Here is an 18,091-nt window from a genome sequence, read left to right on the forward strand (position 1 = left end):
GTCAGGCGGCGATCCCGGCCTCGGATGCCGGGAAGATGTGGAGGCGCTGCAGCGGAATGCGCAGGCCGACTTTCGTTCCGAGTTCGTGACGGGCAGCGTCGTCGACCGTGATCTGGCGGCCGGCGGCTTCGACCCGGTAGCGGTAGACTCCGCCGGGATAGGCGCGAGCCGCAATGCGTCCGGGCACCAGCAGGTCGTCGGAGGCTGGGGCGTCGGCCGCATCGAGGCGCGCGACATCGTCGCGGAAATAGGCGACGGCATCTCCGACAGGCAAAGCATCGAACGCCTCGGCCGCGATCTGGGCCGTGGCGTCCCCTGCCCTCAGCGAGGCGCCGCGCTCGGAGCGCTCGACATGAAGGGGAAGGACATTCTCCGCCCCCATGAAATTGGCGACGAAGGCGGTCGCCGGGCGATCATAGACCTCTTCCGGCGTGCCGACCTGCGCAATCCGCCCCGCCTGCATGATGACGAGCCGGTCGGCCATGGTCATGGCCTCCTCGCGGTCATGCGTGACATGGACGGCGGTCAGGCCAAGACGCTGCTGGATCGCGCGGATCTCATGGCGCATCGTCATGCGGATCTTGGCGTCGAGATTGGAGAGCGGCTCGTCGAGCAGCAGGATGCCCGGATCGATCGCCAGCGCCCTGCCAAGCGCAACGCGCTGACGCTGCCCGCCCGAGAGCGCCGTGACCTTGCGGCCCTCATATCCGGTCAGGCCGAGGAACTCGAGCATGGACGCGACCTTGGCGGCGATCTCGGCCTTGGACGCACCACGCAGCTTCAGCCCGTAGCCGATATTCTGCAGCACCGTCATATGCGGCCAAAGCGCATAGGACTGGAAGACCATCGCCATCCCGCGCTTCTCCGGCGGGAGTGACGCGACATCATTGCCGCCGACGATGATCGAACCGGATTGCACCGGCACGAAGCCGCTGAGCGAACGCAGCAGGGTGGTCTTGCCGCAGCCGGACGAACCAAGAAGCGCCGTGAAGCTGCCGGGCGTGAAATCGAGGCTGACGCCGTGCAGCACCTGCGTGCCGCCATAGGCGACATGCAGGTCACGCACGCTGATGGCCGCGCCGCTGCGCGCCCTGTCCGGCACTCCCACTTGCAAACGCTTTCTCCCCTGTCGCGACCTTTTTTCCAGCTCTATGGAATATCTCTTCCATTTTCTGGACCGCTTGGAATAAACATAACGAACACTCGCGCCGATGTGCAACAGGTTTATGAAGGCTTGATGTCACCCCAAATTCATTCGATCTGGCTGATGCCGAGCGCCGAGGACGGCGCATTCCTCTCCAGCCTGGTTGCGGATCTCTCGGGCCGCTTTGGCACGCCGCTGGTCACGCCACATCTGACGGTCAAGGGTGACACGGATCTGCCCATGGCCGCGCTCGCAGGCGGGATCGCGGAGGCCGCAGCCGCAGTCCCGGCCTTCCGGGAGGCGGTCGCCGCGATCGAAACCAGCGACGCCTATTTCCGGTCATTCTACGCGCGTTTTCGCATCAGCGCGCCGCTGGCGCAGCTCAAGCAGCGACTGGACAGCGACATGGCAGACAGCTTCATGCCGCATGTCTCGTTGCTCTATGGCCCCGTCGCGCCCGCCCCGAAGGCCTCGGCCGCGGCCGAGTTTCAGCGCATGCTGGCCGGGAGAGCCATCGTCTTTGACCGGCTCTGCGTGGTTCGGTCAGGCCAGGACATCCCCATTTCCGAATGGGCGGTGATCGAGACGGTCGAGCTTGGCAAGAACGGAACCTAGACGAGCCCATCGGCTCAGTTCGGCCGGAAAAACGACATCCGGACAAGCGTCAGGCCGCTGCCTCTCGCGAAGGTGAGTTCGCCGTCATGGGCGCGTGCGACTTCCGCGGCGATCGATAGGCCGAGCCCGGAGCCTCTGGAGTGCCCGCCCTTCTCGAAGGGCCTGGTCATTGTTTCCGCCAGCTCGATCGGGAAGCCGTCGCCATCGTCACCAACCTCGATCCAGGCGCTTCCCGTGTCCGCCGAGACCGTCACGGACAGCCTCGTATGCGCTCCATGGACGAGTGCGTTGTCGATGAGGTTGGCAAGCGCCTCGCGCAGACTCACCGCGTCGCCGTCGATCACCGGAGCCGAAGGCGCCGGCGTGAAGGAAATATCGACCTCGCGCGGCAACGAGAGCGGCACGGCCTTGGCGAGAACCGATTTTGCCAATTCGTTGAGATCGACGGGCGCGGCGCGTGCCGCGTCGGCGCGGTGGATGACCATGGCGTGGTCGAGCAATTGACTGGTCAGACGCGCCAACTCGGTGGTGCGCTCACGAACGCGGGCGATATGTTCGGCGCGGCGTTTCAAGGGGCTCGCGCTCGACAGGATCTCGACCTGGGCGTCGAGTGCGGCGAGCGGCGTGCGAATCTGATGGGCCGCGTCGGCAATGAATCGTTGCATCACGGCCATGCGATCGGAAAGCCTGCGCATGAAATCGTCGATGGCGTGGACGAGGTTGCGGATCTCGACAGGCGGCTCTGTCTGGATCGGGCGCAGATCGTCGGGGCGCCGTCCTGCGATTTCCAGCTCGATCCGCGTCAACGGCTTCAGGGCGAGGCGCACCGCAAAGCCTGTCGCCAGCAAGGCGAGCACGCTCATCGCAGCGATGACACCCAGTGCCTTGAGAGTGAGATCGCGCGCAAGCGCCGTGCGAGCATCGGTCGTCTGGGCCACCACGATGGTTGCCCAGCCGCCGAGCATGGCATCGTCGATCTGGCGGGCGACCGTCGCAATGCGCACGCCCTGTCCCTGAAAGGAGCCGTCCTCGAGCACGACGCCGCTGCGCGCGGCTGCCGGTTCCGCCCCCGAGGCGAGATCCTCATAGCCTGCAACCACCACCCCGCGCGGATCGACCACCTTGTAGAAGACCAGATCATAGGCGGCGAGTGTCGCGATCGCGGCGACGGGGGGATCAAGCGCGACGACCCCGCCCTGGACATAGACATTCTCCGCGATCTGGATCGTGCCGCCGCTGAGCAGCCGATCATAGGCCTGCTGTGCCGCGATCGTCGCCGAGTGCCAGGCGGCGACGCCGAGCACGACCGCGCCGAGCCCCAGCACCGCCGACAGAACGACGATGATGCGGACCCGCAGCGAGAGGAGCAGGTCATGTCGTTGCAAGCTGATAGCCCAGGCCGCGCATGGTTCTGATCTCGATGGGGGCATCTGCGAGCTTGCGCCGCAAGCGCGCCACGAACTGCTCGACGGCGTTCGGACTCGGTTCCTGATCGAAGTTGAAGAGCTGCTCGATCAGTTCCTCCTTGGGCACGATCCTGTCCGGCCTGGCCGCCAGGATCTCGAGCACCGTCAGCTCGCGGCGCGTCAGGTTGAGCGTCCTGTCGCCGATGCTCGCGACCCGGCCCGCTCGATCGATCACGAGCGGGCCCACTCGCAGCATATTGTCCGAAAGCCCGGCGCTGCGCCGCAAGAGGGCGCGAGCACGTGCTTCAAGTTCGCGGTAGTCGAATGGCTTGGTCAGGTAATCGTCCGCGCCGAGATCGAGCGCGCTGATCCGCTCGTCGACAGCCGAACGCGCGGTGATGACCAGGACCGGTGTCTTCAGCCGTCTCGCGCGCAGGCTCTTGAGCAGCGTGAGCCCGTCCTCGCCCGGCAAGGTCAGATCAAGAATCACGAGATCATAGGCCTGGACCTGAAGCAGCTCGGCAGCTGTGCGCCCGTTCGATTCCCAATCGACGGCGTGACCGATCTTCTCGAACCGCATCACGACGGCCTCGGCGATATCGGCGGTGTCTTCGACGACGAGAACGCGCACGGCCAAAACATCCTTCGTCGGAGTCAGGTCGGAGTCAGGTTCGCAGGTTACTAGCATGGCAAGCGCCGCAAGTGCGCAGGGAAACGAAAGCAAGGGAGGGCCGATGCACGCCCCATTCACCACCAGCGCCGCCGCGCCGCTTCTCTCCGTCGAGGGCGTCACGCTGCAATACAAGACGCCGGATGTGGTCGTCACGGCGACGCGCCGCGTCTCCTTCGACGTCTATCCGTCCGATCGTTTCGTCCTGCTTGGCCCCTCCGGCTGTGGCAAGTCGACCCTGCTCAAGGCGATCGGCGGCTATCTGAGCCCGGTCGAGGGGCGCATCCGCCTCAAGGGACACGAGATCACCGGGCCAGGACCGGACCGGATGATGGTCTTTCAGGAATTCGACCAGCTTCTGCCCTGGAAGACGGTGCGCGAGAATGTCGTTTTCGCCCTGACCTCGAGCGGCCGCGCCGGAGCGCCGGAGGCCGAAGAGCGTGCGAAATCCTATATCGACAAGGTCGGCCTGACGAAATTCACCGACAGCTATCCGCACATGCTTTCCGGCGGCATGAAGCAGCGCGCCGCGATCGCGCGCGGCATGGCAATGGAGCCCGACGTCCTGCTGATGGATGAGCCCTTCGCCGCGCTGGACGCGCTGACGCGCCGCAAGATGCAGGACGAGTTGCTGCGGCTCTGGGACGACACCCATTTCACCGTGCTGTTTGTGACGCACTCGATCGAGGAGGCGATCCGTATCGGCACCCGCATCCTGCTGCTGTCGCCCCATCCGGGCGAGGTCAAGGCCGAGCTCAACAGCGTGCCCCCCGAGGAGATGGGCACCGGCACGCAGGCCGCGCTCGAAACCCGCATCAACGACATGCTCTTCGCGGCGCATTGAGACGGAGACGACAGACATGACCGACCTCCTGACCTTCCGCCCGGAAATCATCCGCGACGTCAATTCGAGCGATGCGCCGGTCGTGGCCAAGTCGCTGAGCCTCATCGAACGGACCTACCGCCTCGGCTTCGTGCGCAAGGGGCTGATCCTCGCGGTGCTCGCCATTGCCTGGGAGGCCTATGGCCGCTGGCTTGGTAACCCGCTGCTGTTCCCGACCTTCGGCGAGACGGTCGATGCCTTCGTCAGCAATATCGCGAGCGGCGTCATTCCGCAGCGCATGCTGGTCTCGCTGCAGACCCTGATCATCGGCTACGGCATCGGCATCGCGCTCGCCGCGCTCCTGACGACCTTGGCCATCGGCTCGCGCATCGGGGCGGACCTGCTCGAGACATTGACCTCGATGTTCAATCCCTTGCCGGCGATCGCACTCTTGCCGCTGGCATTGATCTGGTTCGGCCTCGGCTCGGGCAGCGTGATCTTCGTGCTCGTGCATTCGGTGCTCTGGGCAATCGCTCTGAACACCCATGCCGGCTTTCGGTCGGTCTCGAATACGTTGCGCATGGTCGGTCAGAACTACGGCTTGCGTGGGTTGAAGCTCGTTCGCCTCATCCTGATCCCCGCCGCCTTCCCGGCCATCCTCACCGGCCTCAAGGTCGGGTGGGCCTTTGCCTGGCGGACGCTGATCGCTGCGGAACTCGTCTTCGGCGTATCGTCCGGCTCGGGTGGCCTCGGCTGGTTCATCTATGAGAACCGCAATCAACTCGAGACGGCCAATGTCTTCGCCGGCCTCTTCACCGTGATCCTGATCGGCCTCTTCGTCGAGAACGTCATCTTCGCCACGATCGAGCGCAGGACGATCCGCCGCTGGGGCATGCAGCACTGAAACATCCAGTCACCAAGGCCGAATGGCCGCATCAAAGGGAGGACGACAGATGAAACACACAAACTGGTTCAAGGGGGCGCTTGCCGCAGCCGTGATCGGGACTGCCTTCTGCGCCGGTGCGGCGCGGGCCGAGGTCAGCGAGGTCCGCGTCTCCAAGGGCTTCGGCATCCTCTACCTGCCGCTGATCGTGATGCAGGACCAGCAGTTCCTCGAGAAGCGCGCGAAGGCGGCCGGACTTGGCGACGTCAAGGTGACGTGGCTGATGCTTGATGGCGGCAATGTCATCAACGACGCGATGATGGCCGGCACGCTCGACTTTGCGGGAACCGGCGCACCCGGCTTCGTCACGCTCTGGGCAAAGGCCAAGGGGATTCCCAATGTCGAGGTCGTCGGCGTCTCCGGCATGAGCTCGACCTCGCTCTGGTTGAACGCCAACAAGCCCGAGCTGAAGTCGCTCAAGGATTTCACGGGCAGCGACAAGATCGCGCTGCCCGGCATCAAGACTTCACTTGCGGCCGTCGTTCTGCAGATGATCGCGGCCAAGGAGTTCGGCCCCGAGAACTACGCCAAGATGGACCCGATGACGGTGAGCTTGCCGCATCCCGAGGCGCTGGCCGCGCTCATCGGCGGCAAGACCGAGATCAAGGCACATTTCACCTCGCCGCCCTTCCAGTACATCGAAGCCAAGGCACCGGGCGTGCACCGCGTCCTGAACTCGGTCGATTATCTCGGCAACATCACGCTCGACGTCACCTTTGCGCCGAAGAAATTCGTGGATGCCAACCCAAAGATGACGCAGGCCTTCATCGAAGCGATGGATGACGCCAACGCGCTGATCGCCAAAGACCAGAAGCTCGCGGCCGAGATCTACGCCAAGAGTTCCAAGGTGAAGGTCGACGCCGCCGAGATCCAGGCGATGATCGAAGATCCCGACGCCCGTTTCTCGACGACTCCGAGCGGCGTGATGCAGTTCGCCGAATTCATGCACCGTGCAGGTACGATCAAGATCAAGCCGGCCAAGTGGAGCGACATGTTCGTCCCGCAGTTGACGGGTCGCTCCGGCAGCTAGCCCCCCAATGGCTCATCGCCGGCGGCATAATGCCGGGCGATGAGCCCGGAATATCGCGATCTGAGCGCCGGCAATGCTACGGGCCCGCTGCGATCGCGGGCAGGACGAGGATCCCACCAGGCGGGCAGGCTCTGATTGCTCCGCCGAGGCACTCGCTACCGGGCCGGCCGGCGTGCCATTCTGCCGCGAACCAATTGGCGCGCGGTTGATCGGCTCACGCAGATCATACCAACGCGCCCAGGCCCCATCCACCGGGGGACGCAGCCGTCAGATCCCTCGGATCAGGCCGCCATCAACCCGAATCTTGGCGCCCGTGACATAGGACGCCCGCTCGCTGGCAAGGAACGCAACGACATCGGCGAATTCCTGTGGCTTGCCGTAGCGGCCGGCCGGAATCGTCGCGATCGAGGCCTTCGTGATCGCGTCTTTCGTCGCGCCGGCCCGCGTCGCAGCTGCGTCGTCGAGTTGATCGACGCGCTCGGTGTGGATGCGACCGGGCAGCACGACATTCACCGTCACCCCCTGCCCCGCAACCTCGGAGGCCAGCGTCTTCGACCAGCCGACGACTGCGGCACGCACGCCATTGGAGAGCGCGAGACGCGGAATCGGCTGCTCGACGCCGGAGGAGACGATGGTGACGATCCGGCCCCAACCCCGCTCGGTCATGCCAGGCAGCAGACGCTGCGCGACATGAAACAGGTTGGCCGCCATGGCCTCGAAATGCATCAGCCAGTCCAGGCGCTTCGCGTCGCGGGCCTCGCCCGGCGGAGGCCCGCCGGAATTGCCGATCAGGATGTCGACGCCGCCCTCGGCAATCAGCTTGTCGGCCAGCGCATCGATCGAGGCGATATCCGCAAGGTCGAGCGTGGCGGCGACCACGCGGCCGCGCTGCTCAGCCGGCAGCTCGCCGATCCAGGCGGCGAGCGCGTCTTGATTGCGCGCCGCCGCGATCACCGTCGCACCTTCGGCGGCGAGCGTGCGTGCGATCGTCGCGCCGAGGCCGCGGCTGGCGCCGAGCACCAATGCGCGCTTTCCGTTGAGGCCCAGATCCATCAGTTGATCTCCTTGAGGCGCCGCGCCTGACGGGCGACGAGACGTTCGATGTCGGCGATGTCGGCCGCCGAAAGGGCTGACCCGGGGCTGCGTACCATGCCCGACGCGATCGCGCCGCGCTTGGCGAGCAGATATTTGCGAATGGCGAGCCCGTGACCAGGCTGCTGCTCATAGCGCGCCAGCGGCAGATAGGCGTCGAACAGGTCATGGGCGCGTTCGACGTCCCCGGCGGCATGGGCCTTCCAGACATCGACCATCATCTCGGGATAGGCAAATCCGGTCATGGCGCCATCGGCCCCGCGCGACAGTTCCTCGGGCAGGAACATCGCGCCGTTCCCGACCAGGATCGATATGCGCCGCCCGCCGTTCTTGTCGCTGGCCGCACGCAGGGCCGAGATCTTGGCAAGCCCCGGCCAGTCCTCGTGCTTCAGCATCACGCAGCTCGGCTGCGCCGCGACGATGCGCAGGATCACCGAGGAGGCGATCTGGACATTGGTGACCAGTGGGAAATCCTGCAGCACGAAGGGGGTCTTCGGTCCGAGCGTCTTTGCGACCATGTCGTAATAGGAGACGATCTGGTCGTCCGTCCGCAAACTTGCGGGCGGCGCCACCATCACGCCCGCGGCTCCGTCAGCCATGACGCTGTCGCTCAGCTCCCGCATCGCGGCAAAGCCCGGCGCCGAGACGCCGACCACGACCGGAACACGCCCCTGCACCCGCGCCAGGACCCGCCGCACGAATATCCGCGATTCCTCTGCCGTCAGTTTCGGCGCCTCGCCCATCATGCCGAGCACGGTCAGGCCGGTGGCGCCCTTCTCGAGGTAGAAATCGACCATGCGGTCGGTGCTCGGCAGGTCGAGCGCGCCGTCCTCCGTGAACGGAGTGACCGCGATTGCATAGACGCCCTTCGCGCCTTCATCCAACAACGCCATGATGATCCTCAGTTCTCGACGGGGTCGGGCAGCAACTTGCCCGGATTGAGCAGATTGTGGGGGTCGAACAGGGTCTTGAGCGAGCGCATCAGGTCCAGCTCGATCGGCGCCTTGCAGCGCGGCATCTCCGCGACCCGAAGCTGACCGATGCCATGCTCGGCGCTGATCGATCCGCGGCGCTTGCACGTCTCGTCATGAACGATGCGGGTGAGTTCCGGTGCGAGGGCGGCGAAGTCCGCATCGCTCTGTCCCATACGCGGCAGCAGATTGTAGTGCAGGTTGCCGTCGCCGAGATGGCCGAACACGATGGGGCGCACGCCGGGAGCAGCAGCGATGACAGCCGCATCGGTGGCTGCGACGAAATCGGCCATGGCCGCGACCGGCACCGAGACATCGTGCTTGGCAGCCTTGCCTTCGCGCACCAGCGCTTCCGAGACGCCTTCGCGGATGCGCCAGAACGCCTTGGCCTGCACACCATCCTGGGCGATGGCGGCGTCGAGAACGATCTCCGTCTCGACGGCTTCTGCCAGCGCGCCTTCGAGCCGCTCGGTCAGCGCCAACTCGTCATCCGCATCGGACAATTCGATCAGCACCGCCGCAGGCGGAACGGCGCCAAGCGGCAACCGCGCCTCGGCGCTGTGCTTCAGGATGAGCGAGAGGCAATCGCCGGTCATGAATTCGAAGGCGGTCAGGCGATCGCCACAGCGCGCACGCACCGAAGACAGCAAGGACAGGGCAGCGTTCGCGTCGCGCAAGGCGACGAAAGCGGTCGCGCGCGCCAAGGGTTGAGGAAACAGTTTCAGGACCGCGCCGGTGATGACGCCCAGCGTCCCTTCCGATCCGATGAACAGATCCCGCAAGGCGTAACCGGTATTATCCTTGCGCAGCGCGGTGAGGCCATCCCAGATCCTTCCGTCCGGCAGAACGACCTCGAGCCCGAGCGTCAGTTCACGCATGGTGCCGTAGCGCAGCACGGCGACGCCGCCGGCATTGGCCGCAAGATTCCCGCCGATCGTGCAGCTCCCCTCGGCTCCAAGGCTGAGCGGGAAGAAGCGTCCAGCCGCTTTCGCGGCCTCCTGGACCTTGGCAAGCACGCTGCCGGCATCGACCGTCATCGTGTTGCCGATCGGATCGACCGCGCGGATGCGGTTCATGCGCGTCAGCGACACGACGATGGCGCGCCCCGACATATCCGGCGTCGCGCCGCCCGACATGCTGGTGTTGCCGCCCTGGGGCACGACCGGAATCCTCCGCGCCGTGCAAAGCGCCATCACGGCCGCGACCTCCTCGGTCGAGCCGGGCCGGACGATGGCGGCAGCAGCCCCCCTGTATTTTCCGAGCCAATCCGTCAGGAACGGCGCCTGCGCTTCGGCATCGACAAGCACATGCCTCTCACCGACGATGTCGGCGAGGCGCGCAACTAGATCCGTCACGCGGCATGTCCCCGAAGCGGGCGGCCGCCCCAGCCGAGCCGGGCGCGGCCGATCGCCATGGTCACCGCAGCCTGCGTCGGCTCGACCACGGGTACGCCGAGCGCCTGCTCGAGCGGGTCCCGGAAACGCGCCATGCCGGCGCAGCCCATCACCAGCACATCGGCGTGATGGGTATCGCGCAAGGTGCGCCCGACATCGGTCATCCGTCCCATGGTCCGCGCGTCATCGGCAAGCTCGGCGACCGTCAGGCCGATCGAAAGATCGCCGGCCAGGCGGTCCGTCACACCCATCGCGCCGAAATAGCGCAAGTGACGCGGGATCGAGGCCGGCAGAATGGCGATCACGCCGAAGCGCTGGCCCAGCGTCAAAGCGGTCAGGACCCCGCACTCGGCAATGCCCAGCACCGGCTTCTCGCTCTGCTCGCGCAGCGCGTACATGCCCGGGTCGGAGAAGCAGGCGATCACGAAGGCCGAAGCCTCGTTCTCCAGCGCGGCGGCCCGCCTCAGCATGGGCTGTATCAGGCCGTCGATATCGCGCTGGGACTGGATGCCAGCAGGCCCCTCGGCCAGGGTCAGGCACTCGATCGGCGGACCATCGACCGAGCGCAGCGGCGCCACCGCGGTATCGATGCCGGCGGTCACTGCCCCGTTCGAATTGGGGTTGATGACAAAGATCGTGCCGCTCACGGGGCCTCTCCTTCGGGCTTCGCACGCAGCGCGCTCTGTTGCGCGCGCCAGGTGTCGAGCGTCTGGCGCGGCGCCTGGAAGCGGTCGCGCATCGTGACATACCAGTCGGAACCATGCAGGCGGCCGACCAGGTCGAGCTTGTCGATGTCGACATGCAGCCGCTCATCGACCGCGCCATCCCGAATATGGATGTGCTGGATTTCGCCGACGACGAGGTTGCGATGGCGTGTGCCCAGCGACAGCGACACCGTCTCGCGGCATTCGAGCTGGACCGGTGACGCTGCGAGGCGTGGCGCGGCGACCTTGCGGCCGGGCGCTGTTTCAAGCCCGGCGGCTGCGATCTCGTCGACATCGCCGGGAAAATCGATCGCGCAGACCTGCATCGCGTCGACGAGCGCCCGGTCGACGAGGTTGACGACGAAACTCCCCGTCGCGCGGATGTTGCGCATCGTATCCTTCAGCGGGGCATCCCCCAGATCGCGGCCTTCGATGCCAAGCACGACGAGCGGCGGTGCGTGGCTGAAGACGTTGAAGAAGCTGAAGGGCGCAGCATTGGCGTGCCCCTGCGCATTCACGGTGGTGACGAGCGCGATCGGCCGCGGCAACACGGTGTTGACGAGCAGCTTGTAGAGATCGCGCTCGGCCAGATCGGTGACGGACCACTCCATCGCGTCAACCCAGGGTCGCGTCGAGCAGGCGCACCGTTTCACCGAGGACGCGTGCGCCATCCCCGGCCTGTTGTGGCTCGATCGACTCTTCCGGGGCGTGGCTGCGGCCATCGAGACAGGGCACGAAGATCATGCCGATCGGACCGGTGCGGGCGACGAACACGCCATCATGCCCGGCACCACTCGGCAGGTCCCGCGTCGACAGACCGAGCGAGGCCGCGGCAGCGGCGATCGCCGAGCGCACGGCCGGCGCGCAGGCCGTCGGCGGCACATGGCTGATCGGTTCCGACCGCACAGTGAGACGCAGCGCCGCCAGTGCCGGCTTCAGATCGCTGACCAGTTCCTCGCCGAACGCCTTGACCGCCGCCTCGTCGCCCGAACGCACCTCGAGCGTCAGAACCGCCTCACCAGGCACGGCATTGGCGGCATTGGGGCTGATCTCGATGCGACCAAAGGTGGCGACCAGGGGTTGGGGATCGTTCGATCGTGCGCCGGCACGCTCGTAAGCGGCCTCGATCAGCTTGGCCGCGCCGACGAGCGCATCGGCGCGCAAGGGCATCGGCGTCGCACCCGCGTGGTCGGCCCGCCCGGACACGATGATGCGCTCGCGCCGAATGCCGACGATGTCTGTAACGACACCGATCGCCGTGCCCTCGCTCTCCAGCACGCGCCCCTGCTCGATATGCACCTCGACATAGGCCGCGACGCTCTCGGCGGTACGCCGCACCGAGGCGAGCTCGTCGGGCCGGCCGCCGACGAAGCCGATACCCTCGCGCAGCGTCATGCCGTCGGGGCGCGTCATCGCCAGCATCTCGTCGGAGAGCGCACCGGCAAGCGCACGGCTGCCGATGCAGGAGAGGCCGAACTCGCTCGGCTCCTCGGCCAGGAAATCGTAAACCTCGAGCGAATGCCGCAGCCGGTCGCCGCGCTCGATTAAGCTTTGCGCGACTTCCAGTCCCGCCAGCACGCCGAGAATCCCGTCATAGCGTCCGCCCGAGGGCACCGTGTCGGAATGCGAGCCGATGATGATCGGCTTCAACGAGGGATCGGCGCCCGCAAAGCGGCCGACGAGATTGCCGCCTGCGTCGATCGTCGTCTCCAGACCGGCAGCGCGGAACTCGGCCGCCAGCCATTTGCGTCCTTCGAGGAAGCGCGGCGTAAAGGAGCGCCGCGTCCAGGGACGATCGGGATCGGTGATCTTGGACAGCGCCTCGATACGCCGCCACAAACGCTCTGCGTCGATCGACATCGTTCGCCGCTTTACGCCGCAGGCCGCAGGAAGCGGCCGTCGCCCGCTTCGTTGCAGATCTTCGCGCCATCCCAGGCAAGAGCGCCACGGACATAGGTCGCAGCCACCCGCACGCGGAATTCGCGGCCCTCGAACGAGCTCCACTTCACCGCCGCAAGGCTCTTGCTCGGATCATGGATGAAGCGGCCGGGCTCGAGCACGACGATGTCGGCATCCGAGCCTGGCGCGAGACGGCCCTTGTCGGCGAGCAGGAAGGCCTTCGCCGGGCCTTCGCAAAGCTGCTTCACCGCCATGGTCGGGGAGATGCCGCGCTCCTCGCAGCCGGTCCACAGCGCCGGCAGCAGGGTCTCGATGCCGGGACCGCCGGAGGTGTTCTTGAAGATGTTGGGGTCGCCCTTCTTCTCCAGCCCCCAGGAGACGTGGTCGGAGGAGATGAAGTCGCAATGACCGGCGGCGAGGTGGCTCCAGAGCAGCTCGCTCTCCGCCTTCGGCCGGATCGGCGGGTAGTGCTTGATCTTGGCACCGAAGCGAGGCGCGTGCTCCTCGGCGTTGAGCATGAAGTACTGCACGCAGCTCTCGACCGTCGCCCTGTAGCCGGCGCGCTTGTAGAGGTTGCAGATCTCGAAGCCGCGCGAGGTCGAGACATGGACGGCATGGGCGCGGGCGCCGGTCTCGGCGCCGATCTCGTAGATCCGCGCCGTGGCGAGGTTCTCGACCAGCGGGGTATGGGCGCGCAGGAAGGCGTCGGAGCCGGTATCGCCGGCCTCGATCAGGCGCGCGATGTTCCGGCGCGTCATCTCCTGGTCCTGGTTATGGACACCGCAAAGGAGCCCCGTCGGCTCGATCAGCTTGAACGCTTCGTAGAGCGTGTCGTCGCCGATGCGCGGGAAGCGTGTCGGGTTCGCCTCGAAGGTCGAGAACTTGAAGGCGCAGGCGCCGGCATCGACGAGGCCCGGAATGGCGTGCAGGCCGTTTTCGATGGTGATCGTGGCATAGAGCGCGACATCGACATGTGCGTCGCGTTCGACGATGGCGACCTTCTCGTTGAAGAGCCTGGCGTTGGTGACCGGCTCGGGCTCGTCATAGGGCATGTCGACCATGACGGTGACGCCACCGGCGGCGGCCGCGCGCGAGCACATGCCGATGCCCTCGTGGTTGGCCTGGCTCCCGGAATGGACCTGGCCGTCGATCACGCCCGGGATGATCCACTGACCGCGGAAATCCTGCGTCTCGCGCGCCGAAGGCGGTGTACCCGCACCGACAGCGCCGACCTTGCCACCAGTGACGGCGACATAGCCATCCTCGATGATCTGGTCGGACAGAACGACATTGCCGCGAAGAACGAGATCGAAATCACTCATGGTCAGATGCCCGGTTGATGCTGTCTGGCCCGCAGGCCATGCGTGTCACGATAGCTGCTCGGCCTCAGAGCCAAACATACCAATTTCGCCGTCGCCCATAATCGGTCGTTATTGCAACAGCGGAAGCAGTGCATGTGCGCGTCAGGCGGATCCCCCGAGCGCATAGCCCGTGAAATCCATCCCGAGCGCCTTCTCTACGATCGGGTAGACACTCGGATCCGTCACGCTGGAGCTCAGCGGGATGCGATCCTTGGCAATGCGCAGGATCGAGAGCTCCATGCCCTCAGTGACATGGCCGACGCTGACGGGCCGGCCATCCGAACCGAGCGTGGTGATGACATCGGGATAGCTCGCCAGGCGCGCGCCATCGAGATCGGTCACCGCCATGTACTCATTCATGACATGGAGAATCCGTGCCGCGGCGCCGGAGCCGACCTGGATGGTTCCGATATCAAAGGCTTCGCTGGTGTACTGCACCGACTTGCGGACAACAGTCCCACGCCCGATGATCGATCCACCGGCCTGGTCGCAGATTGCGTCGATGACCGCGGGCCCGCCCTTGGGCGTGGCGGCCAGGATGCGCTCCCCGAGCGCCAGCGCCATGGAAATACCGCCGAGCGCCGCGTGCTTGCGCACATAGGACGCCGGAACCGGGTTCCGGCAGGACGCGACGAACCCGCCCGACATGTCCGAGGCCGTGCGCAGGATCGGCGAGACCTTCCCCGTCGCGCCGCGCGTCACGAGCTCGATATAGGAATTCTTGGCGCGATTGCCGCCGACAGCCGTCTGGATCGTCGCCTCGGGGCTGTTGGCAAGGCCGATCGACCCCATGTCGCCGGTGGGATGGGCGCGGATATCACCAACGGCATCGATCACCTTCACGCCGAGGAGGGCGCTCGGGAGCCAGGCATTGAGCGTGCTCGACATGCCGTTCTGGCCGATGATCAGGCCATAGACTGGCTTGCCCAGCGCATCCTGCAGCAGCTGGACGGCCCGGACGTAGTCGACGCCCTGCATCTCCCAGTCCGTCGTGCCGGCAGGAGCGCCGATTGCAGCCGCGGTCGCGATGATCGCGTCGTCCGGCGCCTCTTCGATCGAGACCAACTCCGGCCGGCCGGCCATCACCGCTGCAGTCCCCAGCATGCGCCCGTGCTCGGCCCAGCCACCGCCGCCCGCAGCAAAGATCGAGCCGCCTGCAATAGCCGCCTCGACATCCCCAATCGTCAGAAAACGTCCCATCGGTCAGCCTCGAATCGACCTGGCATGCCGGCATCCCGCCGAGCCCGGACGAACTTAGATGGCGGCACGTCCAAGCAAGCATGCTAATTCGGCTGGAGGTCATAACTGAATGTTATTCGCATGCGATTGAACCTGCGGCAGCTGGAAGTTTTCCGCGCAATCATGATCACCGGATCGATCAGCGGCGCGGCGCGCCTGCTCTCGGTCTCGCAGCCAGCCATCAGCCGGCTCCTGGCCTATACGGAGGACCGGCTGGAGTTGCGCCTGTTCGAACGCGTGCGCGGTCGGATCCAGCCGACGCCGGAGGCGCGGCGCCTCTTCACCGAGGTCGACCAGGTCCACCAGGGCGTGCTGCGCGTCAACGAACTCGCCGAGGAACTGCGCGAGCGCGGGACCGGCACGGTCCGCATCGTCGCCAGCCCGAGCGTCGGCCAGACCATGGTTCCCGACGCGATCGCGCGGCTGCGCGAGCGCTTTTCCGATCTGCGCGTCGAGTTCGAGATCCTGACGCTGCTCGAAGTGATAGCCAAGATCACCAGTGCGCGGGCCGATCTCGGCGTTTCAGTGCTGCCGGTGGACGAGCCGACCATTCAATCGGAGGTGGTCACGGAGGGGCGCCTGATGGCGATCATGCCGCGCGACCACCCGCTGACCCGATTGCGCGTCGTCCGGCCAGCCGATATCGCCCCCTATCCGTTGATCGGTTTCGGGCCGCAGACGCCCTATGGAGACATTGTCCAAAGGGCACTGGCTTTCGGCCCCGAGCCCCTTCGCATCAGCACCGTCGTTCGCTTCACCCCCGTCGCCTGCGCGATGGTCAGAGCCGGAGCGGGGGTTGCCGTTGTCGACGAATTCGTCCTGCGCGGCCGGACATGGCCCGAACTGGTCTCACGTCCGCTCGCCCCCAAGACGCGTGTGCGCGCGCATCTGCTGACACTTCGCTACGAACCCCTGTCACGCACGGCACGCGCCTTCGTCGACATCCTGCGCGATCTTGTCCCGCCTCCGCCTGGCGGACATGGCCAGGAGGCCGACGTCGGGGACTTAACACAAGGTTATGGCAACCCGACAACAAGTGATTGGTAAGGCATGAATTCGCACTGTTAGAGTTTTGCCTCTGGGCGGCCGGATCGTTGCAAGCGACAGGCGCGGCGATCGCGGCTCCCGGAGACAACATCTAACGGGAGCAGGATGATGAGGTTTTTGTCGGTCAAAGCGGCGCGCACGGCCGTTCAGGGATTCGCCGTGGCGGCGCTCCTTGTCACCCCTGTGCTGGCCCAGGACGCCGATCATCCAGCCAATGAGAAGCTGAAAGTGGCTTGCGACCTCGGCTTTGCTCCATTCTGCTTCAAGACGGCGGCCGGCGAGACCACCGGCTTCACCTATGACATGTCGCTGGCGCTGGCGCAGAAGCTGGGCCGCCCGGGCGTCGACGTTACCGACTCGAACTTCTCGGCGATCTTCGCCGGCCTCTTCTCCAAGCGCTATGAGATGATCCCGGCGCCGACCAACATCACGCCGGAGCGCGCCCAGCAGATGCTGTTCAGCGAGCCCTATATGCCGACCGGCCTCGGCTTCCTCGTCAAGAAAGGCGGCAAGATCGCCAATCTCGAGGAGCTGAAGGGCAAGGCGCTGACCGTGAACAATGGTAGCATTTCCGACAAGTGGCTGACCGACAACGAAGCCAAGTACGGCTATACGATCCAGCGCTACAACAAGAATGCCGACGCGGTGCAGGCCGTGATGATCGGCCGTGCCTTCGCCAACGTCGCCGATGCACCGGTCTCGCGCTATGTTTCGACGCAGACGCCCGCTGCCGAGGTTGCGTTCGTGCTCGACAGCGGTCGCAATTTCGGCATCGCCTTCCGCAAGGAGGACGCAGCGTTTCGCGCCAAGGTCGAGGAAGCCCTCGAATGCATCAAGACGGACGGAACGCTCGCCAAGATCCATGAGAAATGGTTCGGCGTGAAGCCGGACGCCTCGTCCTCCTCGGCGAAGATCTATCCGGGCATCGGTGCCCCGGACTTCGAGGGCTATGACGCGACCGAGCACAAGGCCGTCTGTAAGTGAGGTCGGCGACCGCAATCACGCCTGCATCCGCAGACCCGATCGTCGCCATAGACGGTCTGCGGAAGAGCTTCGGCAATGTCGAGGTCCTGCGCGGCGTCGATCTCAGGGTCGCCAAGGGCGAGGCCGTCGTGATCGTCGGCTCGTCCGGCTCGGGCAAGAGCACCTGCCTGCGCTGCATCAACCGGCTGGAAGAGCCGACGGCGGGGACCATCCGCGTCGGCGGCGAGGAAGTGACCGGCGCCAAGGTCGACCTCAACCTGCTGCGCCGGCGCATCGGCATGGTGTTCCAGGGCATCAACCTCTATCCGCACAAGACCGCTCTGGGAAACGTGACCCTGGCGCTGCGCAAGGTGGCAGGCCTCGGAAAGGCCGAGGCCGAGCAGAAGGCGCGCCAGCATCTCGAACTGGTCGGGCTCGCGCACAAGGCCGACTCCTATCCGGCGCAACTATCGGGCGGTCAGCAGCAGCGCGTCGGCATTGCCCGCGCCATGGCGCTGGAGCCTCAGGTGATGCTTTTCGACGAGCCGACCTCGGCGCTGGACCCTGAGCTCGTGGGCGAGGTCCTGAACGTCATGGTCCGCACCAAGGAGATGGGCATGACCATGATCGTCGTGACGCATGAGATGCATTTCGCGCGCGACGTCGCCGACCGCGTCGTGTTCATGGATCATGGTGCGGTGCTGGCGGAAGGCACCCCGGAAGACATTCTGGTCTCGCCGCAACACCAGCGCATCCGCGACTTCGTCACGCGCTCCAGAGCCTGACAGCA

General features: G+C 65.9%; 18 protein-coding genes. 7 read left to right on the top strand and 11 right to left on the bottom strand.

Annotation, left to right across the window (positions count from 1 at the left end; translation table 11 throughout):
* Position 1 precedes the first annotated feature (1 nt).
* A complete protein-coding gene (locus AC1DW9_RS13020) occupies positions 2-1,108 on the bottom strand; it encodes an ABC transporter ATP-binding protein (protein WP_441490818.1) in 1,107 nt (368 codons plus the stop codon).
* Between the two features lie 129 nt (positions 1,109-1,237).
* On the opposite strand from AC1DW9_RS13020, the gene AC1DW9_RS13025 reads away from it, so the two are divergent.
* Positions 1,238-1,759, top strand: coding sequence for a 2'-5' RNA ligase family protein (locus AC1DW9_RS13025; protein WP_476775033.1), 522 nt, complete (start codon positions 1,238-1,240; stop codon positions 1,757-1,759).
* A gap of 14 nt (positions 1,760-1,773) precedes the next feature.
* Here the strand turns inward: AC1DW9_RS13025 and AC1DW9_RS13030 are convergent, their stop codons facing one another.
* Together AC1DW9_RS13030 and AC1DW9_RS13035 are read right to left on the bottom strand one after the other, a co-directional pair.
* A complete protein-coding gene (locus tag AC1DW9_RS13030; protein ID WP_441490704.1) occupies positions 1,774-3,144 on the bottom strand; it encodes a sensor histidine kinase in 1,371 nt (456 codons plus the stop codon).
* Positions 3,131-3,796: a response regulator transcription factor gene (locus tag AC1DW9_RS13035; protein ID WP_441490817.1), complete on the bottom strand. Its 666-nt coding sequence runs from the start codon at positions 3,794-3,796 to the stop codon at positions 3,131-3,133. The genes AC1DW9_RS13030 and AC1DW9_RS13035 overlap by 14 nt, the downstream gene beginning before the upstream one ends.
* A gap of 103 nt (positions 3,797-3,899) precedes the next feature.
* On the opposite strand from AC1DW9_RS13035, the gene AC1DW9_RS13040 reads away from it, so the two are divergent.
* From AC1DW9_RS13040 to AC1DW9_RS13050, 3 genes are read left to right on the top strand one after another with little or no spacing between them, the layout of a single operon-like run.
* Complete coding sequence (locus AC1DW9_RS13040) at positions 3,900-4,679, top strand: ABC transporter ATP-binding protein (protein WP_476775034.1); 780 nt, start codon at positions 3,900-3,902, stop codon at positions 4,677-4,679.
* A gap of 16 nt (positions 4,680-4,695) precedes the next feature.
* On the top strand, positions 4,696-5,562 hold the full coding sequence (locus AC1DW9_RS13045; protein ID WP_441504867.1) for an ABC transporter permease: 867 nt from the start codon (positions 4,696-4,698) through the stop codon (positions 5,560-5,562).
* A 49-nt stretch (positions 5,563-5,611) separates the two neighbouring features.
* Positions 5,612-6,631 carry an ABC transporter substrate-binding protein gene (locus AC1DW9_RS13050; protein ID WP_441490701.1) on the top strand — a complete coding sequence of 340 codons (1,020 nt, stop codon included), beginning with the start codon at positions 5,612-5,614 and terminating at the stop codon, positions 6,629-6,631.
* A 267-nt stretch (positions 6,632-6,898) separates the two neighbouring features.
* On the opposite strand, the gene AC1DW9_RS13055 is transcribed toward AC1DW9_RS13050, so the two are convergent.
* From AC1DW9_RS13055 to AC1DW9_RS13090, 8 genes are all read right to left on the bottom strand, one after another.
* Positions 6,899-7,684 carry an SDR family oxidoreductase gene (locus AC1DW9_RS13055; protein WP_441490700.1) on the bottom strand — a complete coding sequence of 262 codons (786 nt, stop codon included), beginning with the start codon at positions 7,682-7,684 and terminating at the stop codon, positions 6,899-6,901.
* On the bottom strand, positions 7,684-8,616 hold the full coding sequence (locus AC1DW9_RS13060; RefSeq protein ID WP_476775035.1) for a dihydrodipicolinate synthase family protein: 933 nt from the start codon (positions 8,614-8,616) through the stop codon (positions 7,684-7,686). Before AC1DW9_RS13060 ends, AC1DW9_RS13055 begins: the two co-directional genes overlap by 1 nt.
* 8 nt (positions 8,617-8,624) lie before the next feature.
* Entirely contained in the window at positions 8,625-10,049 is a 1,425-nt protein-coding gene (locus tag AC1DW9_RS13065; RefSeq protein WP_476775036.1) for an FAD-binding oxidoreductase, read from the bottom strand.
* Positions 10,046-10,735: an aspartate/glutamate racemase family protein gene (locus tag AC1DW9_RS13070; RefSeq protein WP_441490697.1), complete on the bottom strand. Its 690-nt coding sequence runs from the start codon at positions 10,733-10,735 to the stop codon at positions 10,046-10,048. The genes AC1DW9_RS13065 and AC1DW9_RS13070 overlap by 4 nt, the downstream gene beginning before the upstream one ends.
* The gene (locus AC1DW9_RS13075) at positions 10,732-11,403 is read right to left on the bottom strand and encodes a flavin reductase family protein (protein WP_441490696.1); all 672 of its coding nucleotides are present in this window, start codon (positions 11,401-11,403) and stop codon (positions 10,732-10,734) included. Before AC1DW9_RS13075 ends, AC1DW9_RS13070 begins: the two co-directional genes overlap by 4 nt.
* Positions 11,404-11,407: 4 nt before the next feature.
* Complete coding sequence (locus tag AC1DW9_RS13080; protein WP_476775037.1) at positions 11,408-12,652, bottom strand: hydantoinase/carbamoylase family amidase; 1,245 nt, start codon at positions 12,650-12,652, stop codon at positions 11,408-11,410.
* Positions 12,653-12,663: 11 nt separating this feature from the next.
* Positions 12,664-14,013 carry a dihydroorotase gene (locus AC1DW9_RS13085; protein ID WP_441490694.1) on the bottom strand — a complete coding sequence of 450 codons (1,350 nt, stop codon included), beginning with the start codon at positions 14,011-14,013 and terminating at the stop codon, positions 12,664-12,666.
* A 141-nt stretch (positions 14,014-14,154) separates the two neighbouring features.
* The gene (locus tag AC1DW9_RS13090; RefSeq protein WP_476775038.1) at positions 14,155-15,252 is read right to left on the bottom strand and encodes a DUF917 domain-containing protein; all 1,098 of its coding nucleotides are present in this window, start codon (positions 15,250-15,252) and stop codon (positions 14,155-14,157) included.
* Between the two features lie 120 nt (positions 15,253-15,372).
* On the opposite strand from AC1DW9_RS13090, the gene AC1DW9_RS13095 reads away from it, so the two are divergent.
* The 3 genes from AC1DW9_RS13095 (at position 15,373) to AC1DW9_RS13105 (ending at position 18,086) form a co-directional block, all read left to right on the top strand.
* A complete protein-coding gene (locus AC1DW9_RS13095; protein WP_441504877.1) occupies positions 15,373-16,338 on the top strand; it encodes a LysR family transcriptional regulator in 966 nt (321 codons plus the stop codon).
* 108 nt (positions 16,339-16,446) lie between these two features.
* Positions 16,447-17,322, top strand: coding sequence for a substrate-binding periplasmic protein (locus tag AC1DW9_RS13100; RefSeq protein ID WP_441504878.1), 876 nt, complete (start codon positions 16,447-16,449; stop codon positions 17,320-17,322).
* Complete coding sequence (locus tag AC1DW9_RS13105) at positions 17,319-18,086, top strand: amino acid ABC transporter ATP-binding protein (RefSeq protein ID WP_441490689.1); 768 nt, start codon at positions 17,319-17,321, stop codon at positions 18,084-18,086. The genes AC1DW9_RS13100 and AC1DW9_RS13105 overlap by 4 nt, the downstream gene beginning before the upstream one ends.
* Positions 18,087-18,091 lie beyond the last annotated feature (5 nt).

The organism is Allobosea sp. P4_E12 (assembly GCF_056401655.1).

Bases quoted from the DNA above. Each gene is read 5' to 3' on its own strand.
- AC1DW9_RS13045 (WP_441504867.1), top strand. From the start codon at position 4,696: ATGACCGACCTCCTGACCTTCCGCCCGGAAATCATCCGCGACGTCAAT.
- AC1DW9_RS13100 (WP_441504878.1), top strand. From the start codon at position 16,447: ATGAGGTTTTTGTCGGTCAAAGCGGCGCGCACGGCCGTTCAGGGATTC.
- AC1DW9_RS13090 (WP_476775038.1), bottom strand. From the start codon at position 15,252: ATGGGACGTTTTCTGACGATTGGGGATGTCGAGGCGGCTATTGCAGGC.
- AC1DW9_RS13080 (WP_476775037.1), bottom strand. From the start codon at position 12,652: ATGTCGATCGACGCAGAGCGTTTGTGGCGGCGTATCGAGGCGCTGTCC.
- AC1DW9_RS13055 (WP_441490700.1), bottom strand. From the start codon at position 7,684: ATGGATCTGGGCCTCAACGGAAAGCGCGCATTGGTGCTCGGCGCCAGC.
- AC1DW9_RS13095 (WP_441504877.1), top strand. From the start codon at position 15,373: ATGCGATTGAACCTGCGGCAGCTGGAAGTTTTCCGCGCAATCATGATC.
- AC1DW9_RS13085 (WP_441490694.1), bottom strand. From the start codon at position 14,013: ATGAGTGATTTCGATCTCGTTCTTCGCGGCAATGTCGTTCTGTCCGAC.
- AC1DW9_RS13050 (WP_441490701.1), top strand. From the start codon at position 5,612: ATGAAACACACAAACTGGTTCAAGGGGGCGCTTGCCGCAGCCGTGATC.
- AC1DW9_RS13075 (WP_441490696.1), bottom strand. From the start codon at position 11,403: ATGGAGTGGTCCGTCACCGATCTGGCCGAGCGCGATCTCTACAAGCTG.
- AC1DW9_RS13025 (WP_476775033.1), top strand. From the start codon at position 1,238: ATGTCACCCCAAATTCATTCGATCTGGCTGATGCCGAGCGCCGAGGAC.
- AC1DW9_RS13060 (WP_476775035.1), bottom strand. From the start codon at position 8,616: ATGGCGTTGTTGGATGAAGGCGCGAAGGGCGTCTATGCAATCGCGGTC.
- AC1DW9_RS13040 (WP_476775034.1), top strand. From the start codon at position 3,900: ATGCACGCCCCATTCACCACCAGCGCCGCCGCGCCGCTTCTCTCCGTC.